The organism is Pseudomonas sp. HPB0071, assembly GCF_000478505.2.
Classification (GTDB): Bacteria; Pseudomonadota; Gammaproteobacteria; order Pseudomonadales; family Pseudomonadaceae; genus Chryseomonas; species Chryseomonas luteola.
In genome coordinates, this window is sequence record NZ_KI517367.1 from 1,340,532 (window position 1) to 1,358,950 (window position 18,419).

General features: G+C 57.1%; 19 protein-coding genes and 1 pseudogene. 4 read left to right on the forward strand and 16 right to left on the reverse strand.

What is annotated here, in order from left to right; genetic code table 11:
• Positions 1-71 precede the first annotated feature (71 nt).
• Positions 72-710 (reverse strand): peroxiredoxin, encoded by a 639-nt coding sequence (locus HMPREF1487_RS06535; RefSeq protein ID WP_010795827.1) that lies wholly within the window; start codon positions 708-710, stop codon positions 72-74.
• Between the two features lie 58 nt (positions 711-768).
• Positions 769-1,350 carry an alpha/beta hydrolase gene (locus HMPREF1487_RS06540; protein WP_010795828.1) on the reverse strand — a complete coding sequence of 194 codons (582 nt, stop codon included), beginning with the start codon at positions 1,348-1,350 and terminating at the stop codon, positions 769-771.
• Positions 1,351-1,623: 273 nt separating this feature from the next.
• Between HMPREF1487_RS06540 and HMPREF1487_RS06545 the strand changes: the two genes are divergently transcribed.
• The gene (locus tag HMPREF1487_RS06545) at positions 1,624-1,797 is read left to right on the forward strand and encodes a con-10 family general stress protein (RefSeq protein WP_010795829.1); all 174 of its coding nucleotides are present in this window, start codon (positions 1,624-1,626) and stop codon (positions 1,795-1,797) included.
• 674 nt (positions 1,798-2,471) lie between these two features.
• Here the strand turns inward: HMPREF1487_RS06545 and HMPREF1487_RS06550 are convergent.
• Together HMPREF1487_RS06550 and HMPREF1487_RS06555 are read right to left on the reverse strand one after the other, a co-directional pair.
• Positions 2,472-2,738 carry a hypothetical protein gene (locus HMPREF1487_RS06550; RefSeq protein WP_010795831.1) on the reverse strand — a complete coding sequence of 89 codons (267 nt, stop codon included), beginning with the start codon at positions 2,736-2,738 and terminating at the stop codon, positions 2,472-2,474.
• A gap of 54 nt (positions 2,739-2,792) precedes the next feature.
• Positions 2,793-3,002, reverse strand: a complete 210-nt coding sequence (locus HMPREF1487_RS06555; protein ID WP_010795832.1) for a cold-shock protein — start codon at positions 3,000-3,002, stop codon at positions 2,793-2,795.
• Between the two features lie 530 nt (positions 3,003-3,532).
• Between HMPREF1487_RS06555 and HMPREF1487_RS06560 the strand changes: the two genes are divergently transcribed.
• Positions 3,533-3,742, forward strand: a complete 210-nt coding sequence (locus HMPREF1487_RS06560; RefSeq protein ID WP_010795833.1) for a cold-shock protein — start codon at positions 3,533-3,535, stop codon at positions 3,740-3,742.
• Between the two features lie 117 nt (positions 3,743-3,859).
• Here the strand turns inward: HMPREF1487_RS06560 and HMPREF1487_RS06565 are convergent, their stop codons facing one another.
• Together HMPREF1487_RS06565 and HMPREF1487_RS06570 are read right to left on the reverse strand one after the other, a co-directional pair.
• Positions 3,860-4,210, reverse strand: a complete 351-nt coding sequence (locus tag HMPREF1487_RS06565) for a DUF3509 domain-containing protein (protein WP_010795835.1) — start codon at positions 4,208-4,210, stop codon at positions 3,860-3,862.
• Between the two features lie 80 nt (positions 4,211-4,290).
• A complete protein-coding gene (locus HMPREF1487_RS06570; RefSeq protein WP_010795836.1) occupies positions 4,291-4,509 on the reverse strand; it encodes a cold-shock protein in 219 nt (72 codons plus the stop codon).
• Positions 4,510-4,863: 354 nt separating this feature from the next.
• Here HMPREF1487_RS06570 and HMPREF1487_RS06575 point away from each other — a divergent pair, with 354 nt between their 5' ends.
• Positions 4,864-5,481 carry a PAQR family membrane homeostasis protein TrhA gene (locus HMPREF1487_RS06575; protein ID WP_010795837.1) on the forward strand — a complete coding sequence of 206 codons (618 nt, stop codon included), beginning with the start codon at positions 4,864-4,866 and terminating at the stop codon, positions 5,479-5,481.
• Between the two features lie 250 nt (positions 5,482-5,731).
• Positions 5,732-9,874 carry a CheR family methyltransferase gene (locus tag HMPREF1487_RS06580; RefSeq protein WP_010795838.1) on the forward strand — a complete coding sequence of 1,381 codons (4,143 nt, stop codon included), beginning with the start codon at positions 5,732-5,734 and terminating at the stop codon, positions 9,872-9,874.
• An 82-nt stretch (positions 9,875-9,956) separates the two neighbouring features.
• Here the strand turns inward: HMPREF1487_RS06580 and HMPREF1487_RS06585 are convergent, their stop codons facing one another.
• The 10 genes and pseudogenes from HMPREF1487_RS06585 to HMPREF1487_RS06625 all read right to left on the reverse strand — a co-directional run bounded on the left by HMPREF1487_RS06585 (position 9,957) and on the right by HMPREF1487_RS06625 (position 18,395).
• Positions 9,957-10,172, reverse strand: a complete 216-nt coding sequence (locus HMPREF1487_RS06585; RefSeq protein WP_010795839.1) for a TOBE domain-containing protein — start codon at positions 10,170-10,172, stop codon at positions 9,957-9,959.
• Between the two features lie 19 nt (positions 10,173-10,191).
• A complete protein-coding gene (gene ssuB / locus HMPREF1487_RS06590) occupies positions 10,192-10,995 on the reverse strand; it encodes an aliphatic sulfonates ABC transporter ATP-binding protein (protein ID WP_010795840.1) in 804 nt (267 codons plus the stop codon).
• Positions 10,992-11,783: an aliphatic sulfonate ABC transporter permease SsuC gene (ssuC, locus tag HMPREF1487_RS06595; protein ID WP_010795841.1), complete on the reverse strand. Its 792-nt coding sequence runs from the start codon at positions 11,781-11,783 to the stop codon at positions 10,992-10,994. The genes ssuB and ssuC overlap by 4 nt, the downstream gene beginning before the upstream one ends.
• Positions 11,784-11,792: 9 nt before the next feature.
• Positions 11,793-12,956 (reverse strand): FMNH2-dependent alkanesulfonate monooxygenase, encoded by a 1,164-nt coding sequence (gene ssuD / locus HMPREF1487_RS06600; RefSeq protein WP_010795842.1) that lies wholly within the window; start codon positions 12,954-12,956, stop codon positions 11,793-11,795.
• A 68-nt stretch (positions 12,957-13,024) separates the two neighbouring features.
• Positions 13,025-13,165, reverse strand: coding sequence for a hypothetical protein (locus HMPREF1487_RS27255; protein WP_010795843.1), 141 nt, complete (start codon positions 13,163-13,165; stop codon positions 13,025-13,027).
• Positions 13,162-14,158: pseudogene (locus tag HMPREF1487_RS06605) on the reverse strand (aliphatic sulfonate ABC transporter substrate-binding protein). Before HMPREF1487_RS06605 ends, HMPREF1487_RS27255 begins: the two are co-directional and overlap by 4 nt.
• A complete protein-coding gene (locus tag HMPREF1487_RS06610) occupies positions 14,155-15,129 on the reverse strand; it encodes a sulfonate ABC transporter substrate-binding protein (RefSeq protein WP_010795846.1) in 975 nt (324 codons plus the stop codon). Before HMPREF1487_RS06610 ends, HMPREF1487_RS06605 begins: the two are co-directional and overlap by 4 nt.
• A gap of 95 nt (positions 15,130-15,224) precedes the next feature.
• Positions 15,225-15,809, reverse strand: a complete 585-nt coding sequence (gene ssuE / locus HMPREF1487_RS06615; protein WP_010795847.1) for an NADPH-dependent FMN reductase — start codon at positions 15,807-15,809, stop codon at positions 15,225-15,227.
• A 228-nt stretch (positions 15,810-16,037) separates the two neighbouring features.
• Entirely contained in the window at positions 16,038-17,054 is a 1,017-nt protein-coding gene (locus tag HMPREF1487_RS06620) for a TRAP transporter substrate-binding protein (protein WP_010795848.1), read from the reverse strand.
• Positions 17,055-17,117: 63 nt separating this feature from the next.
• Positions 17,118-18,395, reverse strand: coding sequence for a TRAP transporter large permease (locus HMPREF1487_RS06625; RefSeq protein ID WP_010795849.1), 1,278 nt, complete (start codon positions 18,393-18,395; stop codon positions 17,118-17,120).
• Positions 18,396-18,419: the final 24 nt, after the last annotated feature.

Genomic DNA, 18,419 nt, shown 5'->3' on the forward strand with positions numbered 1-18,419 from the left:
TCAGACGGAAAGACATGGAGCACCACGTCTTTAGAGACGGGAGCGGCAGCTGCCGCTCCTCGAGGGAAACGTTACTTGTCTGGCTGGGGCGTCATGCGCAGGTAGGGACGTAGCGCCTGATAGCCTTTCGGGAAGCGTTGCTTGATCTCGTCTTCATCCTTGAGCGAAGGCACGATCACCACATCGCCACCCTGCTCCCAGTTGGCTGGCGTAGCCACCTTATGGTTATCGGTCAGCTGCAGCGAATCGATCACCCGCAGGATCTCATTGAAGTTACGTCCCGTGCTGGCGGGGTACGTGATGATCAGCCGGACCTTTTTGTTCGGGTCGATGACAAACAACGAGCGAACCGTCAGCGAGTCGTTCGCGTTCGGATGGATCATATCGTATAGGCCCGACACTTTCCGATCTTCATCGGCAATGATGGGAAAGTTGACGGTGGTCTTCTGAGTGTCGTTGATGTCATCGATCCAGCGGCGGTGAGAATCGGCCGGATCGACCGACAGGGCAATGACCTTGACGTTTCGGGCTGCGAATTCGTCCTTTAGCTTGGCCGTGAACCCAAGCTCTGTCGTACAGACGGGCGTGAAATCGGCCGGGTGCGAGAACAGCACGCCCCAGCTATCGCCCAGCCACTCGTGAAAACGAATACGGCCTTCGCTGGAATCCTGTTCGAAATCGGGTGCTATATCGCCCAATCTAAGGCTCATGGTGATCCTCCTGTATCGGTTCAAGGGGCCACCTGCCTGGACAGATGGTCCGGATAAGTTAAGCCCGGTATCGTGACGTTCGCTCGATTTGATGCTGCAGCTGGTACAGGAATGTGAAACCGTCCTCCCAGCGCTCATGACCGGACTTCACATTGATGTGACCGACATCGGCCAGGATCGTTGAGGCGGCGCCCCAGATATTCGCCAGATAACGCACGCGCTCTGGTGTGGCAGCGGGGTCGTTACCGGAGCCGACAAGCAGCGCCGGAAACGGCAGAGCCTGCCGAGGCAATGGCGCAAAATTCTTTAGCGGCGCGGGACAGGCCGGTCGCTCGACGTCTGCAGGTGCAACCAGCAACGCACCGACTACACGCTGTCTTGTTTCAGGGTCGGCCTGCTCGGCCCAATGGGCCACGGTTGCACAGCCCAGGCTGTGGGCGATCAGGATAACCGGAGCGTGGCAGGCCTTCAGGCTGCGCTCCAGTTCATCCACCCATTCCTGACGTTGCGGCATGAACCAATCCTTTTGCTCTACCCGAGAACAATCAGGCAGAACACGCTGCCAGTGGCTTTGCCAATGGTTGTCAGGCGAGCCCTGCCAACCGGGAACAATCAGGTACTGTATCGGAGTGGTGCCCATGGCGATGCCTCTACAGGAGTCATGCCAGCAGTGTACGCACGCCTAAAATACGCACAAAGAATAAGTAATAATTTATTTATTCTTTAATGGAATAAGTCTTGTTCCTCAACAAGCTGCCGCGCTTTGGCCTGGATGATTACGCCCCCTATGCCATTGGTCTTCTTTCTTACCATCAGCCCGTAATATCTGAACTCCCGGCGGATATCCCTCTCCTTACCTAGGAAGGCTGTTGATCATCAATAGCCGAATCAGGGTTCCCCCTGGAGAATTCAAATGACTGCTAAAAACGACAACCCAGGAAATTTTGCCAACGACCGCGAAAAAGCCTCCGAAGCAGGCAAGAAAGGGGGTCAGAACAGCGGCGGTAACTTTGCCAACGATCGGGAGAAGGCCTCTGAAGCAGGCAAAAAAGGTGGCCAGAACAGCCATGGCGGCGGCCGCAGCTAGTAGCTGAGTGGTTGAGCGGAGGCCCAGCTTCCGCTCAAGCTCTGTTTTCAGGCGCTGCTGAAGACACTTCCTACCGTTTGAATAAATCCACGCTTTTACCAACCTCTAATACCCCTCTTTGATCGTCACCCTCCCTGACATGACCTGATCGCTCGCTTCAGACGTATCTGCCTGAGCGGCCTGCTCTTTGGAGTATTTCGGCCTCCAGAGAAGAGCTCAAGCGCATGAGGGTCTGGTATAGCCTCTCTAAAATAGAGCTACACACAGACATCTGCCTTAAGCGTGTAAAGGTAATAACCTGATGAGGGCAATTGGGAATTGCCGGAGGGCTTATGAATTAAATTGGCAGAACAGACACACCGATAACCAGAGCTTAAAAAACAATATCGGTAAATTCATCTTCCTATGGTTTGCACAATAGCGGCATCGCTGAACTCTTCCATCCGCAACAATTTCAGCGAAGCGAGAAACGCATGAGCCTGATGTTCATGGCGAAATTCAATAGATGGCCGCTGGGATTCAGTACACATAGCCGGTATGTTTCTTTCCTGCCATACCACCGTGACCAACTTTCCTCGTAATGAACAGCTATGTAGCGTTCTTCCGTCACTGGTCTTGATTGTCCAGGCAGTCATGAAGTACCTGTATAGTTAATGAATAACCGTTGCGCCTCGTTAAACTTTGGCCAGACTATTCTTTCTTCGAATATCAAACTGATTATCTATTTCACGCTTGATGCCCGTCACCCACACTTGCGCCTCAGCCTGGCTCATTTGATAAGGTGAACTATTTCGTCTGGCTTCTAGAATGGTAATACCGCTTTGCTGATTGAAGATGCGCACGGCGAAGCCTTTTTCGCTCTCTTCCAGCACTTGGAAACCCAAGGGCAGAAACTGCGACTTCATATAGGTGAGAACAGGGGCTGATACGTCAGTCGACATGAATTTTCCTTACGCTAATAAACGTGAAAAACCCCGGCTTGGCGGGGCCTTATGTCAACGCTCTCTGACCTGTCCCGCTTCGAAGCCCTTAGGCCCTACGATCAACTGATAACTCACAAGCTGGCCTTCATTCGGGCCTCTGAAGCTTCGGCTTTCAAAAGAGTTCGTATGAATGAAAAGGTCTGGTCCCTCTTGCGGAATAATAAAGCCAAATCCTTTATCTTCACTAAACCACTTGATGGTGCCTTGATGTCTGATGGACATGATTTTTCTCCTGGGTATATGAATCACGGCAGCCTTTGAAATGCGCCGAGACTGCACCTAACGGGCAGAGGAACCGAGGAGATGATTTCAGACAGGCCATCAAGTCAGCATCGCGGTGACAATTAGCTATACAGTAAGACCACTGTACTCTCTTTCACGTCCATGTGTTGCTTTTATACTGAACCTAGACGGACGGAATAAATAAAAACAGATATGACTATTACTACTCCATTACTTATGCTTCCCAAATATTATAGGACAGCCATTTATTTGGTCTAACACCCTGATTTTATTGAGCAAGTGTTATTTAAATCGTTTTTAGCAGAGAAAAATAATCGAGAAAATAAAAATAAAGGTATACAAGAGCTGAAAAAAGCGTATTGTGATCTCACTGCTTTGCAACTGCTACTTCGATACCTGGCTTGATGTTCTGTTTTTCGTTTCATCTCCTCGGCTCGTTTTACTTTCGCACCTCAGTCTCGGCCTGAATGTTTCAGCGCCGCAGCCTTATTTTACCCTGGAGATACATCATGTCTGGTCGTCAAAATGGCACCGTCAAATGGTTCAACGATGAAAAAGGTTTTGGTTTTATCACTCCTGAGAGTGGTCCGGACCTGTTCGTCCATTATCGCTCGATCGAAAGTTCAGGCTTCAAGAGCCTGAGCGAAGGTCAAGCAGTGTCCTTCGTGGCCGTCAAAGGTCAGAAAGGCATGCAAGCTGATCAGGTTCAAGTCGCTTAAGACACCTGATCCAAAAAAAGCCCCGCACTGCGGGGCTTTTTTATTGCCTTGGAAAATAGCCTGCCAACCGATTCGCCCAAGGCATACCCCGTGAGCATGCCTGCACCTGGACAATGATCAGGTAGGCACGGGCCCATCCGGTGATATAAACGGCTTTGTAAAACCCGGTGCCAAGGGTGCCAATGCCCACTCACTGCGGAATCGGCTGAGGTACACCATGTTGCTGCGGGTGGCGGCTTTTCGGTTCATTTTCCCAGCCATAACCGCGAGCTGCGTCTTGATACCATCAATAACCGTATGTAACCGCTCCTGATCATCCAGATCGGCTGCGGAAATCACACGTATGGCCACCACATCCTTGTTTTGCGTTGAAAACGTTAGCGTCAGACTGCCGTCAGGTCGAACGGCTGAAATGACGGGCCGGTTAACCTCAAAGGAGGATGACAGGGTCTTGAGATACGCCTTCATGTGAAACACCTCGCCGAGCAGAATGGTAGATATTGGCAGCCAGCGCTGCGTTTATGGCTCCAGAAGCCAGTGCGAGGCACCTAGAGTGCCTCGACATGTTCAGCCTGCATGCCCTTCCCTAATTTGCCTTCAGCGGCAATGTAGGAAACCGGCTGGCCCGCGATCAGCTGCTTGACCGCATGACCACCGTTGACCGACTTGTGGTGCACAAACAATTCAGGCCCCTGGGCCTGAACAATGAAGCCATACCCTTTGACACGGTCGAACCATTTGACGGTACCGGTTTGACGATCAGACATGAAAGGCTCCTGGATAAGGTAGGCCGCAGGGAAATATCCCGTGCGAGCCGAGGCGGCAGTGATCCAAAGAGAGGCTGGGGTGTAGATAAAACACCCTCAAGGGGTCATGGCAGCATGATAGCAACGTAGTTACTTCACCATAGGCGCATTCGGCCTGGGGTGTGCGGCTATTTAGCTGTGCGGCGACGGGTGGGAATCCTTGCTCTGCCATGCGATCAAAGCGACAAACTGCTCAGCACAGCGGCAGGCCTGATTGAGCACGTGTAGAAAGTCCATGCCAGACGGGTTCTTATCGCTGATGCAGGCGCAGGCGCGGTACTGATATGAACCGAAGGCATTCAGCCTGGGAGAACTATGTACTACGGAGAGCGATTCAACGCCTGGACGCACCTGATCGGCGCAGCCCTGGCGTTCATGGGTGCGGTATGGCTACTGGTACGGGCCACCCTTGACGGCTCACCAGCTAAGGTCATCAGCATCATTATCTATGGCGTCACGCTGGTGCTGCTCTATAGCGCCTCGACGATTTACCACAGTGTGCAGGGCCGTGCGAAAACGGTCATGCGCAAGGTGGATCACCTCTCCATCTACCTGTTGATTGCTGGCAGCTACACGCCGTTCTGCCTGGTGACACTGAAAGGTCCCTGGGGCTGGACACTGTTCGCCATTGTCTGGGGGTTGGCGGTCATCGGTATGCTGCAGGAGATCAAACCCCGTTCCGAGGCCCGCGTTCTGTCTGTCGTGATTTATGCCGTGATGGGCTGGATCGTTCTGGTCGCGGTCAATCCATTGCTGGCGTCGCTGGGCGCGGCAGGCTTTACCTGGCTGGTCACAGGGGGTTGCCTTTATACACTAGGGATCATTTTCTTTGCGTTCGATCACCGTTTTCGCCACTGGCATGGCATCTGGCACTTATTCGTTATGGGGGGCAGCCTGCTGCACTTTATTACCATCGCCCTGTATGTGGTGTGATACCTTCAATTCAGTAGTATTGAGCGAACACAGGTATCAGGCCGGAGCAAGCCACTCATCTGCTACTGAAAAAGACCTGAATCAGACACTATGCTTGAAGGTCTTTGCTCATAGCACTGTTTCTACTTTTGAGCGCTGTCTTGGACACTATAAAAGCTTTAACAGGTTTGCCTGACAGCGCTCCTGCGCAAGGCTTGTTACTTACATTTCGCCTCACCTATAGGCGAGTCGCTGGATCGTACGGGGTTATATGAACACCACTACCCAACCATCGGTTCCTGATAATCAGAAGAACCTGACTCGCAGCGATATTGATTTTCCGGTGGTAGGTATCGGCGCCTCGGCAGGCGGGCTGCAAGCCCTTCTGAAGTTCTTTGAACACATGCGCAGCGATAGCAACATGGCGTTTGTGGTCATTATGCACCTGTCGCCCAAGCACACAAGCGCGGCTGACCGCATCCTGCAGAACGTAACCAAGATGCCGGTTATTCAGGTCACAAGCCCTGTCCCTGTCGAAAAGAATCACGTTTATGTGATACCGCCAGGCAAAGACCTCAGCATGAACGACAGCTACCTGCGTCTGGGAGAGCCGCAGCGTACCCGCGGGGATCAGGTAGCAATCGATTTGTTCTTTCGGACACTGGCCGATGTTCATCGGAGCAGGGCCATTGGTATCGTGCTATCGGGTGCCGGAGCCGATGGCTCGGTGGGGCTTGCCCGGATAAAGGAGCAAGGCGGTATTACCCTTGCCCAGTCCCCGCAGGATGCTGAATATGACTCGATGCCTAACAGCGCCATTTCTACCGGTGTGGTGGATATCGTCCTGCCTGTGGTTGAGATGCCACAAAAGTTGCTGGAAGTCGCTGCCAATCTGGTAAATATCCAGATACCGATCAACGATCCCCGTGAAGAGAACGAGCCACAGATCGATCCTCAGATCAGGAATCGAACGAATCAGCTGGCCCTTCGGGATATCCTGACGCTGCTGCTAACGCGCACCGGCCATAACTTCAAGCAATACAAGACCGCCACCATATTGCGCCGTATCGAACGGCGCATGCAGGTCAACTCCATCCCGGACATGGGCAGTTATGCAACCTTTCTGCATGACCATGTCGAGGAAACGCCCGCCTTGCTCAAAGACATGCTGATAGGCGTGACCAACTTCTTTCGGGACCGCGAAGCCTTCGAAACGCTTGAGCGAGACATTATTCCCGATCTGTTCGAGCAGTTCGCTGCGGCAGAGAGCGAAGACAGTGAAATGCGGGTATGGTCTGCAGCCTGTTCGACAGGCGAGGAAGCCTACTCCCTGGCCATGCTGCTCACCGAACAGGCAGAACTGAGAGGCTCACCTGCCAAAATTCAGGTGTTTGCAACCGATATCGATAATCAGGCACTGGGTGTAGGACGTGCCGGCCTTTATCCACAGGCCATTGTCACGGACGTCCCTCCATCCCGTCTGCGCCAGCACTTCATAAAAGAGCAGATGCATTACCGGATCAAGAAGGAGCTTCGCGAGCGGGTTTTGTTTGCGGCGCATAACCTGCTGAGTGATCCTCCCTTTTCCCGACTGGATCTGATCTGCTGCCGCAACCTCCTGATTTATCTGGACCGTGAAGTGCAGAGTGAAATCCTGCAAACATTTCACTTTGCGTTGAAGCCGGGTGGCTACCTCTTTTTGGGCAGCTCCGAATCAGCTGACATGTGCAGCAGTCTATTTGTGCCGGTCGACAAGAAGAACCGCATCTACCGCGCCAAGAACACGACCGGAATATTGCGATCCCGTCCAGTGCTGCAATTCAGTCCAGGCTATCCAACGGTGCGATTGCCTCAGCACCAAGTGGGTCGGGGCAAGAAGGTTTCCTTTGCCGAAGTCCATCGCCGGGTACTGGAGCAATATGCGCCGCCCAGCGTAATCGTCGATCATGAATCGAACATTGTGCACATGTCGGATCGTGCCGGGCGGTTCCTGCGTTATGTGGGCGGCGAGCCTTCTCATAACCTGCCAACGCTGGTGCTGCCTGAGTTGCGCCTTGAGCTGCGGACCGCGCTCTTCCAGGCGATACAGTCCAACAAAAGCGTTGAGGCACGGCGGGTGCGAATCACCCGTGACGATCGGACGTATTACATCAACATGGTCGTGCGCCCCTTCCGCGATGATGAGGCCAACAGCGATTTCATGCTGGTGATCTTCGATGAAGTCGAAGATGTGATGAGCCAGGAGTCCACTACACCTCATACCGAAGCCAAGGACAGCGTACTTACCCAGCTCGAAGCGGAGCTGCACCGCACCAAGGAGCAGCTACAGCTCACCATTGAGCACTCCGAAACCTCGACGGAAGAGCTCAAGGCATCAAACGAAGAGCTTCAGGCCATCAATGAAGAGTTACGCTCGGCCACGGAGGAGCTGGAGACCAGCAAGGAAGAGTTGCAGTCGATCAACGAAGAGTTGATTACCGTTAACGCTGAACTCAAGAGTAAAATTGAAGAGACCGGCAAGATCAATGACGATCTCCAAAACCTGATCACCTCGACGGATATCGCCACGGTATTCGTGGACCGTCGCATGCGTATCAAATGGTTCACGCCCCGAGCAACCGAGTTGTTCAACATCATAGCCAACGATGCCGGACGCTCCCTGCTCGATATCACGCATCGGCTGGATTACGACGAACTGGCTGAGGACGCGACCCGGGTCTTCGAATCCCTGCACCTGATCGAGCGCGAAATCTGCGCCTCGAATGGGCATTGGTATCTGGCCAGGATGCTGCCCTACCGCACGGCGGATGACCGAATAGAAGGCGCGGTACTCACCTTTATTGATATAACCGGGCGACGTGAAGCTGAAGAGCAGGTACGCGCCAGCGAAAACCATATGAAGCTGGTGGCACAAAGCGTCAGTGACTACGCCATCATCACCATGGATCAAAACGGACTCATCACCACCTGGAACCATGGCGCCGAAATCATGTTCGGGTATTCCGAGGCGGAGGTGGCCGGGCACTGCATCGAGACCATCTTCACGCCTGAAGAGCGGGCCAAGGGCATACACCTTGAGGAACTTAGAATTGCCCGGGAGAAAGGCCACTCCCTTGATAAACGCTGGCATCAGCGCAAGGATGGCAGCCGCTTGTATTGCAGTGGTGTCACCTACCCTATGCAAGATACCGAGCTACGCGGCTATGCCAAGATCGCCCAGGACACCACAGAAGAGTATCAGCGTGCCTGCGAGAAGGACGATCAACTGGTCCGATCGGAAACCAGCAGCCAGCTCAAGGATGAGTTTTTTGCCGTCATGTCCCATGAACTGAAGCATCCGTTGAATTTGATTCAGTTGAACGTTGAGTTGATTGCTCGCGCGCCCTCGGTTCGTGCCTCCGCCGCCACGCTGCGCCCCGCCGAAACGATCCAGCGCTCGGTACGCAGTCAGGCCCAGATCATCGACGATCTGCTCGATTTCTCACGTGTGCGAACCGGTAAGCTCAAGCTCGATCGCACGATAGTGGATGTTGTCAGCCTGCTGCAGGAAATTGCCAATGTCCTGCGGCCTACGGCAGTTGCCGAGTCTATCCGCCTGGAGGGTCCCAATGTGTCCGAGCAGCCCTTGCTGATCGAGGCGGACCGCACCCGGATGGAACAGATCGTATGGAATCTGCTTAACAACGCAGTGAAGTTCACGCCTGCTGGCGGCACCGTTACGCTCCGCCTGAGCGAAGACGGCGACAGCGTCCGGCTGGATGTCATCGATACCGGACAAGGCATTGCGCCTGAGTTTCTACCCAAGGTATTCGACATGTTTGGCCAGGCTGAAATGCACAATACGGCGCGCGCCCGGCATGGCCTGGGCATTGGCCTGGCCCTGGTAAAGCAGTTGGTCGAGGCTCATAACGGCCGGATTGAAGCCGAATCGGCCGGCTTAGGCCAAGGCTCACGCTTCACGGTCTGGATACCGAAATGCAGCTACGACGAGACGACTTGCGAGTGTATCGACGCCTGCTCGGAGGCGGGACAACTGCAGGGGCTCAAGCTGCTGCTGGTGGATGATTCCGAAGATATTGTCGAAACCATGCAGATGCTGCTGGAAAGCGAAGGGGCCGAGGTTACGCCGGCCTGTAGCGGTGAGCAGGGGCTGGCACTTGCCAAAGAGCAGGTCTTTAATCTGATCCTGTCCGATATTGGCATGCCGGGCATGGATGGACACGAGCTGATGATCGCGTTGCGTCTGGACAGTCTCAACCAGCAGACGCCAGCGATTGCCTTGACGGGGTATGGCAGCAAGACGGACATCGACAAGGCAATGCAGGCGGGCTTCGACGCTCATTTAAGCAAGCCCATCCAGTTCGATACGCTTATCCAGCACACGCTTGAAACGGTCAATCGGCGTCGGTCTTAAAAAGAGCCCGCCTCGCGGCGGGCTAAAGGTGCCTTATAGGGGAATAACTACAGGCAGCGTGACGTGGGTGACCGCGTGGCAATCAGAGTTTGGCGATCGAGACCTCCGTGGACTTCACGAAGGCAATCACCTCGCTTCCGACCACCAGTTCCAGCTCCTTGACCGAGCGCGTGGTGATCACGGAGGTAACGATCCCGGCAGCGGTTTGTACGTCGATTTCGGAAAGCACCGACCCTTCGATGATTTCCTTAATGGTGCCTTTGAACTGGTTACGAACGTTGATGGCTTTAATGGTCATGGTTGTGCTCCTCAAGTGATCAGAGTGCCCAGCGCAGTTGCGTGGGACGGTAGTCGATGTCGTGATGGTCAGGGAGTGAAGGTTGGGCCAGTACGCGGGCCAGCACTTCGGCCTCCAGAGCGGCAAGCCCGGCCGAGCCGCGGTTGCGCGGACGCGGCAGATTGATGTTGAGGTCCAGGCCGACCCGGCCCTCCTCGATCAGCAGTACGCGATCCGCCATGGCTACGGCTTCGCCCACGTCGTGCGTGACCAGCAGAACGGTGAATCCATGCTGCTGCCAGAGACGTTCGATCAACTGCTGCATCTCGATGCGGGTCAGGGCGTCCAGCGCACCCAAGGGCTCATCCAGCAGCAGCAGGCGCGGCTCATGAATCAGAGCCCGCGCTAGGGCCACACGCTGTTTCTGTCCACCCGACAACGCAGCCGGCCATTCATGGGCCCGCTCAGCCAGCCCCACGGCGTCCAGCGCCTCTAGTGCCTTCTGCCGCCAATTGCCTTTGAGGCCCAGGCCGACGTTATCGATGATGCGTTTCCAGGGCAGCAGACGGGCATCCTGAAACATGAGGCGAGTCGCCTCCTGATGCCGGGCAAGCGGCTCCTTGCCCGCCAGCAGTTGCCCGCCAGTCGGCTTATCCAGCCCGGCCACCAGCCGCAGCAAGGTGCTCTTGCCGCAACCGCTGCGCCCCACCACGGCCACGAACTGACCGGAGGGAATCGTCAGGTCGATGCCCTGAAGAACGTCGCGCTCACCGAACCGCTTGCCGACCCCTTCCAGGGTCAGGGCTGTTCCCCGCTTGTAAGGAATACTGTGCAAGGCCGTCATGCTGCACCTCCTGTTTTCTGATAGGCCGGATGCCAGCGCAGCCATGCACGCTCAAGGCCGCGGGCCGCAAGATCTGCCAGCTTGCCAAGGACGGCATACAGCACAATTGCCAGTACCACGATGTCGGTTTGCAGGAATTCACGGGCGTTCATGGCGAGGTAACCGATGCCGGAACTGGCCGAGATGGTCTCCGCCACAATCAGGGTCAGCCACATCAACCCAAGCGCAAAGCGCACGCCCACCAGGATCGACGGCAGCGCCCCAGGCAGCACGACCTGCGTGAACAGTCGATAGCCAGAGAGCCCGTAACTGCGCGCCATTTCCACCAGGGCCGGATCGACGTTGCGAATGCCGTGATAGGTATTGAGGTAGATCGGGAAAAACGTACCCAGGGCGACCAGGAAGATCTTGGCCGACTCGTCGATCCCGAACCACAGGATGACCAGCGGGATCAGCGCCAGGTGCGGTACGTTGCGGACCATCTGCACGGAGCTGTCGAGCAAACGCTCGCCCCAGGTCGAAAGCCCTGTGATAAAGCCCAGGAGCAGGCCGATACCACCCCCGATAGCAAAGCCGATACTGGCGCGCCAGCTGCTGATGGCGAGGTGTTGCCAGAGCTCACCACTGCGCACCAGGCTCCAGCCTGCTTCCAGCACTGCACTGGGTGCCGGCAGGATACGGCTGGACAAGAGGCCGGTTTCCACGGCCACCTGCCATCCGGTCAGAAGCAGCACGGGCAGCACCCAGGGCGCTACGCGTTGCAGGGAGGTGTTGATCGTATGATTCATACCGCCTCCTCAGCTCTGCGCGGCATACTTCGTGGTTGAGGATGGCACGATGTCGTTGGCCACGATCTCGCCGAAGGGGCTGATGTTATTGGCACCCGCCGGCTGCTCGGGCCGGCTGAGCGGCAGGTGCGGGAACAGGAGTTCGGCCACGCGATAGGACTCCTCCAGGTGCGGATAGCCGGACAGGATGAAGGTATCGATCCCCAGTTCGGCATACTCCTTCATCCGCTGGGCCACCGTAGGGCCGTCACCGACCAGGGCAGTCCCTGCCCCACCACGCACAAGCCCTACACCGGCCCAGAGGTTGGGCGCGATTTCCAGCTTGTCGCGTCGTCCGCCGTGCAGCGCAGCCATGCGCTGCTGACCAACCGAATCGAACCGCGCAAACGAAGCCTGGGCTTTGGCGATGGTGGCATCATCCAGATTGGCGATGAGCCGGTCGGCCGCCTTCCAGGCCTCTTCGTTCGTCTCGCGGACAATGACGTGCAGGCGAATCCCAAAGCGAACGGTACGGCCATGGCGAGCCGCCTTTTCACGTACGGACTCGATCTTCTCACGCACCGCCTCAAGCGGTTCACCCCAGGTCAGGTACAGCTCGACCTGCTCGGCAGCCAGCTCCTGAGCAGGCTCGGACGAGCCTCCAAAGTACAGTGGCGGACGCGGCTGTTGCAGCGGCGGATAAAGCAGCTTGGCGCCCTTGACCTTGATGTGCTTGCCGTTAAAGTCGACCGTCTCGCCTTCCAGCACACGACGCCAGATATGGGTGAACTCCTCCGAGGCCTCGTAGCGCTCCTCATGGCTCAGGAATAACCCGTCTCCGGCTAGCTCTTCCGGGTCGCCACCGGTCACGAGGTTGAACAGCGCCCGCCCGCCGGACAGGCGATCGAGCGTAGCGGCCTGACGGGCGGCCACGGTGGGTGAAATGATGCCGGGGCGCAGCGCTACCAGGAATTTGAGTCGCTGGGTCACGGGGATCAGCGAGGCCGCCACCAGCCAGGAGTCCTCGCAGCTGCGGCCGGTAGGAATCAGTACGCCGCCAAACCCGAGGCGGTCCGCCGCCTGGGCGATCTGTTGCAGGTAGCCGTGGTCAACGGCGCGGGCGCCCTCTGCTGTGCCGAGGTAATGGCCGTCGCCGTGGGTTGGTAGAAACCAGAAAACGTTGAGATTGCTCATGAACAGGGCTCCGTCAGATGGAAATCTGGGTCAATTCGAATGTGGGCTTCAGGGTGCTTTTAGCGGCATCAGCCGTGGGCACCAGGGGCAAGGGCTGCACATGGGCGTCGACAAAGGCACACCATGACGCGTGCCATCGCCTGATCCATCCCATTCAGGTAGCGCTCGACCAGACGGCTGGCGATCGTAGGCAGGGGCTTGGTATTCATGGCGTCACCTCGGTGTTGGTTTGGCGTTGCGCAGTAACCGGTACGGCGGGCGTCGCAACGTCGGCCACGCGTATCGGCTTGGGAATCAGGCGGTTCTGGTAGAACAGGTCAGCGGTTTGCTGCTGGTTTTCGATGTCCCTGGCAGTAATCGGGCTGATGGGCGAATCCGGACGGTGGCTGAAATAGGAGGCCACCACGTCCTGCGGCAGTCCCAGCTGGCGCGTCATGATTTCGATACTGCCTTCGGGATTGGCCCGCGTGAGCGCCTCGGCCTGGTTCAGCGCATTGAAGATCTGCGGGATAAGGTCTGGATTGCGCTCGGCAAACGGACGGGCCGCCAAGTAGAAGGAGCCTGAGTTGGAAAGCCCGTTACGACCATCGGTCAGCACACGCACCTGACCGGTTAATAGCGCCGCCGAATAGAAGGGATCCCAGATGGCCCAGGCGTCCACGTTGCCCTGATCGAAGGCTGCGCGAGCATCGGCAGGCGGCAGGCGGCAGGTAGACCGGCTGGATATCGGTGTAGTTGAGGCCTGCCTGATTAAGCGCTCGAAGCAGCAGCGCATGGGAGCTGGAGCCTTTCTGGAAGGCCACCTTTTTCCCCTTGAGATCCGCCAGGGTGTGGATCGGGCTGTCCTTGCTCACCAGAATGACCTCGGCCAACGGCTTGGCGGGCTCGGTGCCAACATAAAGCAGATCGGCTCCGGCAGCCTGGGCAAAGATCGGCGGGATATCACCTGTCGCCCCCAAATCGATGCGGCCTGCGTTCAGGGCTTCGAGCAGTTGCGGCCCGGCCGGAAACTCTACATAACGAACCTGCGTATTCGGGAAGCGCGTCTCCAGGAAGCGCTTCTCCCGCGCCACCACCAGATTCACGGCACTCTTCTGATAACCGATGCGCAACTCGGCGGGATCGGCCGAGGCGCCCTGGAACGCGAACGCTGCCAGCGTGCCGAGCAGGATCAGGCTGCGGGTCAGAAAAGCAGGCTTCATGGTTTTACCTCCGCGCGCTGGGCAAGGTTGGCAGGCGGTGTCCAGATCACGTCACGAACCGCCAGCGTTTTAGGAATCAGACGAATCTGCGTAAAGGCATCAGCGATCTTCTGCTGCGCGGTTACCACCTCAGGGGAGATGAACTGGGCCCCGTAGCCCTGCCGCGCCACGACCGTACGGGCAATGTCTTCCGGCAAGCCGAGCAGCGGCGCGACCTGCTTGGCGACCTCCTCAGGATTGGCCTTTGCCCACTCCCCTACCGAGCGAACCTCGTCGACCAGCGTGGCAATGACTTGCGGGTGCTGTTGGGCGTAAGGGCGTGTTGAGAGATAGAACTGGTGGTTGTCGACCAGCCCGGTACCGTCGGTAAGCGTGCGCGCCTGAAGCTGCTTTTCCGCAGCCGCCTGATACGGGTCCCAAATAACCCAGGCATCGGCGCTGCCGCGCTCAAAAGCGGCGCGGGCATCTGCCGGAGGCAGGTAGATCGGTTGGATGTCGCTGTATTTCAGGCCTGCCTTTTCCAGCGCGCGAACCAGCAGGTAATGAACATTGGAGCCCTTGTTCAGGACGATCCTCTTGCCCTTGAGATCGGCCAGCGTCTGGATGGAAGAATCCTTAGGCACCAGGATCGCTTCGCTGGTCGGCGCTGGCGGCTCATGGGCGACATATACGAGGTCAGCACCCGCCGCCTGAGCGAAAACGGGTGGGGTTTCACCAGTAACCCCAAAGTCGATACTGCCAACATTCAGCCCTTCCAGTAATTGGGGGCCGCCGGGAAATTCAGTCCATTGCACGGTAACGCCCTGCTCGGCCAGGCGCTTTTCCAGCGTGCTACGGGCCTTGAGCAGCACCAGCGTGCCGTATTTCTGATAGCCGACCCGTAAGGTTTCGGCGGCTTGAACGGTGGCATCGAGCGACAGGGCCAGCAGCAGCGCGGCAACCCATCCTCGATGCAAGGGTTTGACGCGCATCGCGTGCTCCTTGGCTTCGAGTGGTGTCCTGCCTGCTGCCCCGTTGTCGGGTCAGTAAGGTCGGTAATCTATTCTCCCGTGTGGGAGTGGTTACATCAGATGCTCCAGCGTGCCTGTGTCAGCTGCGCTGTCAAAACATGTGGCTCGACCGGCTTCGGTCGGCGGGCCAGTGCGGCCAGAAAAAGCTCCAGTGACTCGTCCAAACGCTCCGCCAGTGCAGATGAGAGCGGTGTTTCGCTTTCATAGCTGACCTGGCTGTCATCGGCGAACACGCCGGGCAGGATCTCCTGCGCCTTGAGCGCAGCCAGCACCGGCTTGAGTGCGTAGTCCACCGCCAACATATGTGCAATCGAGCCGCCGGTTGCCAACGGCAGCACCACCTTATGGTTGAGTGCCCGCTCCGGTAACAGGTCAAGTACCGTCTTGAGCACCCCGGAAAATGAGGCCTTGTAGATCGGTGTGGACACCACAAGGCCGTCCGCATTGTGCACGTGCTCGACAAAGGCCTTGACCTGAGGGCTCTCGAACCGCGCCTGGATCAAATCTTCGGGCGGGAAATCCTGGATGCGCCAGGAGGCTACCTCGACCCCATGTGCGTTCAGCCATTGCCGGGCCTCGCCGAGCAGTACGCTCGATCGGGATCTGGCCCCCGGGCTGCCCGCCAGCGAAACCACTAGCATGCCGTTCCCCTTCAACTGTCCTGTCAGGGTCGGTATGCCCTTCAGGTATGTAGCGAACCATAGCAAGCCTTAGCTTATACCTAAAAATCATTTTTATTAATTTGCTTATAACTTTTTGTATAAATGAAAAACCCCAGCGCGCAGGCTGGGGTTTTCTGATGTTGTAAGACTTGCAAGCAGAGTGCGGAAGATCGGTACTGCACCCTCGATTTACAGGGTGAAGCGCCCTTACTGCGGCGCTTTCTGGATTTCAGCCTGAACCTGATCGAACAGCGGTTTGCCCACGGTATCGATAACCGACTGGATGGCCGGCTGCGCCTTTTCACGCATGCGCTGGGTTTCTTCTGCGCTTACCTGGTTGATCTGCATTCCGTGGGCCTTCAGCTCTTCCAGGGCTTTTTCGCCTTCGGCGCGTGTGTCCAGCCGCTCGGCATCACGTGCCTTCCTGGCTGCCGCCATTAGGATATCCTGCTCGGTCTTGGACAGACCATCCCACCAGCGCTTGGAGGTCATCATGATCCAGGGGCTATAGACGTGGTTGGTCACGGTCAGGTACTTCTGCACCTCATAAAACTTGGACGACAGAATCGTGTTGAACGGGTTTTCCTGCCCATCCACGGCCTTGGTCTCCAGACCGGTAAAGAGTTCGGAGAACGGCAGCGGCACGGCATTGGCACCCAGTTGCTTGAAGGTATCCATGAAGACCGGGCTCTGCATCACCCGCACCTTGATGCCGGAGAAATCTTCCAGCTTGTTGATCGGGCGAACGTTGTTGGTCATGTTGCGAAAGCCGTTCTCCCAGTAGACAAGGCCGACGAGGCCCTTTTCCTGGAGCTTGTCCATAACCTGCTGGCCTACTGGTCCGTCGAGTACATAATCCGCCTGTTTTGCATTGGAAAACAAAAAGGGCGTATCCCAGATCGCCATCTCCTTGGTGATGCCGACCAGTGTCGCGGTAGAACCCACCATCATTTCCTGCGCCCCGCCAATCAACGCATTCTGCATCTGGGCATCCGGGCCCAGGCTACCGGCGCCAAAGGTGCGCACCTTGAGCTTGCCACCTGAGGCCTTGGCCACCTCCTCTGCAAATACCTTGGCGCCGCGTCCCTGGTTACTGTCTTCGTTTAGGCCATAACCGAAGCGGATCATGCGGGGGCGAATGTCATCGGCGGCCTGGGTTGTGAGGGTGGCTAGCGGGCCGCAGAGCACAGCCGTGGCCAGGGTTGCGAAGAGAAAGCGTTTCATGGGCGTTCCTTTTATTGTTGTTGATAAAGCCTGATGCCTGGGCGCTACAAGGGCCCAGGCCGTTCAATGCAACCACTTCAGAGGTACGGTAATGATCTCGGGAAAGATCACCAGCAGGACAACAATGGCGATATAGGTAAAGAAGAAGGGCAGCACGCCCTGCACCAGCTTTTCCATGCGGATACGTCCGATCCCTCCAACCACGTTCAATACGGTACCCACCGGCGGCGTGATCAGGCCAATCGAGCCGATCAGCACAAACATCACCCCAAAGTAGACCGGGTCGACGCCCGCCTTGGCTGCAATGGGTGCCAGGACAGGTCCCAGGATCAGGATGGTGGGCGTAAGGTCCAGCACCATGCCGATGGCCACCATCAAGAGCATGATGGCGGCTACCAGCAGCTTGGGATTGTCGGCAATCGGACCCAGCATGGCGGCGATTTCATCGGGGAGCTGGGCCAGTGTGACCATGTAGGCCGAAACGGTCGCGGCCGCACACAGGAACATCACCGAGGCCGTGGTGCGGCTGGCCCGGGTCAGCACCTCAACCAGTGCGTTCCAGCTCAGTTCCCGGTACAGCAGCGTGGACACCAGTAGCGCATATACCGCCGCGACCACGGCTGCCTCGGTGGGCGTGAAGATACCGCCCCGCAGACCGCCCACAATAATCACCGGTAGCATCAGGGCGGCAATGCCATCCACGATGGCATGACGGCGTTCCGCCCAGGAAGCCTTGGGTTGCGGCGGCTCGTGAATGCTTCGGGCGATCAATGTCCAGGCGATGATCAGCCCGGCCCCCATGATGAGCCCAGGAACCAGACCCGCCAGGAATAACTGGCTGATCGAGGTATTGGTTACAACGCCGTAAATCACAAAGGGCATCGACGGCGGAATGATCGGCGCAATAATGCCCCCTGCCGACACCAGTCCACAGGAAGAGCTGAGCGGATAGCCGCGCTGACGCATCATGGGCAGTAGCAGGGTCGCCAACGCCGCGGTATCGGCCAGGGCCGAACCCGACATGCTGGCCAGCAGCACCGAGGCGGCAATGGCAACGTAACCCAACCCGCCCTTCTTGTGGCCGACAAAGGCTTGGGCCATGGTGATGATGCGTCGGGAAATGCCGCCTGCGTTCATCAGCTCGCCAGCCAGAATAAAGAATGGCACAGCCAGGAGCGGAAAGCTGTCGGCACCGGCCTGTAGATTCTGGGCCAGCAGTTGCACATCCCAGAAGTCCAGGTACCACATCAGCACCGCGCCGGTCAGCAGGAGTGCAAACGCAATCGGCATCCCGAACGCCATGAAGCCCAACAGGGAGGAAAGAAAGACAGCAACGGTCATGATCAGCCCTTAAGGGAGGCAGCG